Source organism: Streptomyces cahuitamycinicus (genome assembly GCF_002891435.1).
Classification (GTDB): Bacteria; Actinomycetota; Actinomycetes; order Streptomycetales; family Streptomycetaceae; genus Streptomyces; species Streptomyces cahuitamycinicus.
Genome location: NZ_POUC01000504.1, coordinates 1 through 5,214, shown reverse-complemented (window position 1 = coordinate 5,214; position 5,214 = coordinate 1). Strand labels below are relative to the sequence as shown.

Below are 5,214 nucleotides of genomic sequence, written 5' to 3'. Positions count from 1 at the left end.
TGAAGGGCTGGAAGATCCTCCGCGACTGCCGGCTGAAGGGCGACGGCGTCCACCACGCCATGCTCGGGATCGCCCGCCTGCACAACCTCGTCCTCGGCGGGTGACGCAGAAACCAGCAGGCCACCAGACACATCACAGATCATTTACGGGACAGCCCTTAGCCTTGAACTTTCGTGACGGTCCGTCGGATTCTCTGGCGGGCCGTTTCGGTTGCCCGGGCTGATGACAGGCAGGGCGGGGGCCCGGCTGTCGCGTCGGGTTCCACGGATCCGGTCGGGTGGTGCTGCTGGCAGGAGGGGGAAATTGCTGGTCAGCCGGGTTTCGGCAGGGCCGCGAGCCGTTGCAGGGCGTCGGTGATCTCGCCGTCCAGGGCCAGTGCTTCGCGAGGCGGAGGATGCGGCGCCGTCCGGTGGTGACCAACTGGGCGGCGGAGAATAGCCGCAGGCGGCGGGGCTCCCACCTGGAGAGTGCTTCTTTCATGCGACCGCTTTGGACCCTAGACAAGTCCCATCGTTGCAGGTCAGGAGCACTCTTCGCGTTTCTGATCAACCACCGGACGCCACATGTCGGCGGTTCCTCGGACATCTCATCATGGCCTCGCGCATCGCCCTCAGTTCGAGACCGCTGTGCAAACGGGGTCAGTCCTCACGGGCAGTGTCGCGCCAGGAGCCGGGCTCGCAGGTTCGGCATGTCCGTCACGCGGCCGCCCGGGTCCGGGACGCGAGTGAGGGAGGCGTCCCCCGCGCGCCGGAAGCAGCTCCTGGCCGACCGGCGCACGGGCCCCGGGGCGTCACCGCCAGATGGACCCCAGCTGCCACGCCCGCAGGTGGTCGAGGGTGGCGGCGCCGCCCTCGGCGAACACCTCGACGCCGGTGCTGGAGGGGTCGGGGAAGATCTGGTCGGTGATCACTGCCTCGCCGTTGCCGCCGAAGACCTCGACGGACGACCAGTCGACGAGGATCCGCAGCTTCACCTTGCCGTTCTCGGCCTTGAGGGGTGCGGTCTGGACGCCGGGGAAGGTGCTGTTGAAGTCGCCGGCGCCGGAGCGGGTGCGGTCGACGTACAGCTCCTGGGTCGTGGTGTCGTAGCCGATGACGGTCTCCTCGCCGCCCGCGCCGGTGCGCACCTTCAGGCCGAAGCGGTCGGCGTCCTTGAGGGAGAACGTCGCCTCGATGTCGAGCGCCTTGCCCGTGGCCCCCGGGCCCGTCAGGGGCTTGGAGGTGCTCTTGACGGTGACGTCGGACGCCGTCGCCGGGCGCTTCTGCCGGAGCGACTCCAGGGTGCCCACCGGCTTGCTGGTCAGCCGGATCTGGCCGTCGACGGTGCGCAGGGCCATCTCCCTCGGAACGCTCTGCGCGCTGCGCCATGGGGAGGTGGGGATGGATTGGCCGTAGTCCCAGTTGTTCATCCAGCCGATCATGTAGCGCTTGCCGCCCGGGGCGTTCTCCCAGGACACCGCCGCGTAGTAGTCCTTGCCGTAGTCGGCCCAGTCGGCGCGCTGTACGACGGACTTGGCGGGCTTGTCGGCGGCCGTGAACTGGTCGGCCATGACGTGGCCCCAGCCGCCGGTGTTCATGTCCACGACCTGGATCTGCGCCTGCTTGCCGTCGTACGGGCGCATGTCGAACGACGCCCAGTCCAGGGTTTCGCTGTCGGCGCCGGTGGCGCTGCGGACGACCTTGCCGTCGACGAGCAGGTTGACGGACGTCTCCTGGGAGACGCGCGCGGCCTGCGTGTCGGACAGCACGATGTGGTCGACGTTGAGGTGGCCCCAGCCGCCGGTGTTGTCGTCGACGATCTTGATCTGCGCCTTCTTGCCGGCGAGGTCGCCGACGTTCCAGGAGGCCCAGTTGAGTGCCTCGGCGTCTCTTCCGGTGGCGCTGCGGACGACCTGGCCGTCCACGAGGAGCTCGACGGCGGTCGGGTTGTCGGAGCCGGCCGGATGGTTGCCGCCGCCGATGAGGAAGTTGATGTGCTTCTTGTCGATGGTGAACTCGGGCGACGTGAGGGTGCCGGTGGTGGAGTCGCCGTTCAGGAAGGTGTTGGCCAGGCCATTCCCCAGGAAGCCGGAGACACTCTGCTGGCCGGGAAGGCTGCCGGTGGCCGGTGCGGTGCCGAAGGCGTCCCCGGTCGCCGTCCAGTCGCCGTACGTTCCGCCCTCGAAGTCGGAGAGGACCGTGCCCTCGGGCGGAGTGCTGTCCAGGACGGTTCCGGCCTCGTGCGGATGCCGACCGCCGCCGATCTTGAAGTTGAGGTAAGGGCTGCCGACGGTGAAGGAAGGGGAGGTGAGGATGCCGGTGGTGCCGTCACCGCCGTGGAAGCTGTTGGCCAGGCCCTTCCCGTCGAAGCCCCCGACGGTTCCCTGCCCGTCCACCGCCCCGGCGGCCGGGCCCTGGCCGAACGCGGTTCCGGTCGTCGTCCACTCACCGAAGCCGGCACCTTCGAAGTCCTGCACGACCTCGCCGGTGGGCGGTGTGTAGGTGCCCTTGTCGTCGGCGGTGAACTTCTTGCCGTCGAAGTCGCCGACGAAGTACTGGGCCGCCGAACCGCCCGCGATACCACCGGGGTTGATGTTGACGACCAGGACCCACTTGATGTTGTTCTTGTCCCCGTCGACCGCGAGGGGGAACAGGTCGGGGCACTCCCACACACCGCCCGTCGCACCGGCCGGACCGAACTCGCTCTGCAGCTCCCAGTCCTTGAGGTTCTTGGACGAGTAGAACTGCACCTTGTGCTCGGCGGACAGCGACACCGTCATCAGCCAGCTCTTGGTCGGCGCGTGCCACTGGACCTTGGGGTCGCGGAAGTTGTCGGAGCCGATGTCGATGACGGGATTGCCCTGGTACTTGGTCCAGGTGCGGCCTCGGTCGGTGCTGTAGGCGAGCGACTGGGCCTGCTTGCCGCCGTTCTTGTAGGCGCTGGTGTAGATCGCCACCATGGGCGGGTTCTTCTTCGTGCCGAAGCCGGTGGTGTTGTTCCAGTCGACGACCGCGCTGCCGGAGAACACCATCTCCTCGTCGTCGTGCGACAGGGCGAGCGGCAGGTGCTTCCAGTGCACGAGGTCCTTGCTCACCGCGTGGCCCCAGGACATGTCGCCCCAGGAGTTGCCGTTCGGGTTGTACTGGTAGAAGAGGTGGTATTCGCCCTTGTAGTAGACGAGGCCGTTGGGGTCGTTCATCCAGTTCTTCTTGGGTGTGAAGTGGAACTGGGGTCTGTAGGTCTCGGTGTACGGCGGGGTGTCCGCGGCGACGGCCTGGGGTGCGAGGGGAGCTGCGGACAGGGCGCAGACGGTCGCCACCGCCGCCATCATCCGTATGCGGGCATGCCGGGAAACGCGTGCAGAGCTCATGGTGCCTCCTTGTCCCGGGGCCGTCCGCGCAGTGGTGACTGCGGCTTCTGCGCGACGGACCGAAAGTGCACCCCGGGCCGAGGCCGACCATCCGTGGCGACGGCTCGGGGTGTCATCGTTGACTTGTGTCATCGATGACATCGAGTGCCCGATTATGGAGCCCAATCCGCCCTCCGCGTCAACGGTCCGGGCGCGATTGCTCCGGTATGACCGGCAGTTCACCGGCTGTCGTCGGTGGTCGCGAACCGCGCCGACCCGTTGGCAGTGGGGGGCTCGGGTTCAGTGACCGCCCAGGTCGGAGGGGTGGGCGGAGGCCGTCCGGCAAGCTTCGGCCTCATCGTCGACGCCGAGACGGGCCGGTAAACGAGTTGTTTCCGGCCTGTTGACCGGTCGGGCCTGTCGGTGCTTCACTGCCGGAACCGCTACCGAAACCGGTTCCGGAACCGATTCCGGTACCGGTTCCACGGGCCTCTGTACGATCGGCCCTTCGGTGCGGGAGGACGTCTTCCGCCTCTGCGGGAAGGGAGGGGAGGTGACATGGGAGTCACCATCGCCGACGTGGCGACGCGGGCCGGGGTCAGCAAGACGACGGTCTCTCGGGTGCTTAACGGCAAGGGCGAGATCAACGAGAACACCGTCCTGAAGGTCCGCAAGGCGATATCGGAACTCGGTTATGTGCCGAGCGCCGGGGCAGTGGGGCTCGCACGTGGTACGACACAGATGATCGGCATGCTGGTCCCTGACTTGGCCTGGGCCTGGGCCGGCATAGTGCAGGCGGTCGTCGAAACGCTGGAGGCCGAGGGCTTCGGGCTGCGGATCCTGACCTGGAACCGCGGTGAGGAGTCACTGCGCAGGCTGGGCCTGCAGGTCGCTGCCAAGTCGTTCGACGGGCTGCTGGTGATAGAGCCCGAGGGGGCCCTGGGGTCCATCACGGAACTGCACGAGGCCGGACTGCCGGTGGTGCTGATCGACGACCGCTTCCAGCGGCCGGGATTCCCCTACGTGGCCACCACCAACCGGGAGGGCGGTGAGCAGGCGGCGCGCCACCTGCTGGACCTCGGTCGCCGTCGCCCTCTGGTGGTGACCGGTCCTGATGAGTACGGGTGCACGCAGGAACGGTTGGGCGGCTTCGTCGACGCGTATGCGCAGGCCGGGATCGAACTCGACCCGCGCAGAATCATCTGCGGCGACTTCCTGTTCGACGACGGCCGGAGCGCGGTGGCGCAAGCGCTCGCGGACGGCGTGGAGTTCGACGCGGTCTTCGGGCACAACGACCCCTTGGCCGCCGGCGTGATCGCGGCCCTGCACGAGGCCGGCCTCAAGATTCCGCGGGACGTCGCCGTGGTGGGGTTCGACGACGTCGAGGTGGCGTCGTACACCTATCCGGCGCTGACCACCATCCGCCAGCCGATGCGGGAGATGGGTGAGGCGGCGGCCCGTCTGCTGCTCGACCATGTGCGGAGATCGCCGGAGGCCGCCCCCTCGCGCATCGTTCCCACCAGCCTCGTGGTCCGTGGCTCGACGTTAGAGCCGAGCTCGAACTGACGCGACGTCATCGCGATGCGCGAATGACGGCGCCTCGCGGCCGGGCGGTGCGTTGCCGGTGACGCACCGCCCCCCGTCTCCTTGAACATCGGCGAACCTCTTCGGGTCTCGCCTTCCTCACAACTTGGGGCAGCCGCGCCTGCGTTCACGCGGCACGGCCCACATGCACCTACCGCCCGCGCGTTTCCGATCCGGGACACCGAGCGGTGCGCCTGGCACACCCCGCCCGGACGCTACCCACTCCGTGTCGGCCGCTCCCACCGCGACCCGCGAGGGGCCGCCGACGCCGCTGTCTCCGCAGACGCTGCCCACTCGTGGGC

The 5,214-nt window shown here is 68.4% G+C and carries 2 protein-coding genes and 2 pseudogenes; 2 read left to right on the top strand and 2 right to left on the bottom strand.

Annotated elements, in window-relative coordinates; genetic code table 11:
- A pseudogene (locus C1J00_RS37805) lies at window positions 1-104 on the top strand (IS5/IS1182 family transposase); the annotation flags it as partial.
- A 206-nt stretch (window positions 105-310) separates the two neighbouring features.
- Here the strand turns inward: C1J00_RS37805 and C1J00_RS48455 are convergent.
- Together C1J00_RS48455 and C1J00_RS37795 are read right to left on the bottom strand one after the other, a co-directional pair.
- A pseudogene (locus tag C1J00_RS48455) lies at window positions 311-552 on the bottom strand (IS1380 family transposase); the annotation flags it as partial.
- Window positions 553-790: 238 nt separating this feature from the next.
- The gene (locus C1J00_RS37795; RefSeq protein ID WP_102913427.1) at window positions 791-3,349 is read right to left on the bottom strand and encodes a glycoside hydrolase family 32 protein; all 2,559 of its coding nucleotides are present in this window, start codon (window positions 3,347-3,349) and stop codon (window positions 791-793) included.
- A gap of 537 nt (window positions 3,350-3,886) precedes the next feature.
- Between C1J00_RS37795 and C1J00_RS37790 the strand changes: the two genes are divergently transcribed.
- Entirely contained in the window at window positions 3,887-4,894 is a 1,008-nt protein-coding gene (locus C1J00_RS37790; protein ID WP_102913426.1) for a LacI family DNA-binding transcriptional regulator, read from the top strand.
- Window positions 4,895-5,214 lie beyond the last annotated feature (320 nt).

Coding starts and splice junctions, on each gene's coding strand:
- C1J00_RS37795 (WP_102913427.1), bottom strand. CDS start 3,349: ATGAGCTCTGCACGCGTTTCCCGGCATGCCCGCATACGGATGATGGCG.
- C1J00_RS37790 (WP_102913426.1), top strand. CDS start 3,887: ATGGGAGTCACCATCGCCGACGTGGCGACGCGGGCCGGGGTCAGCAAG.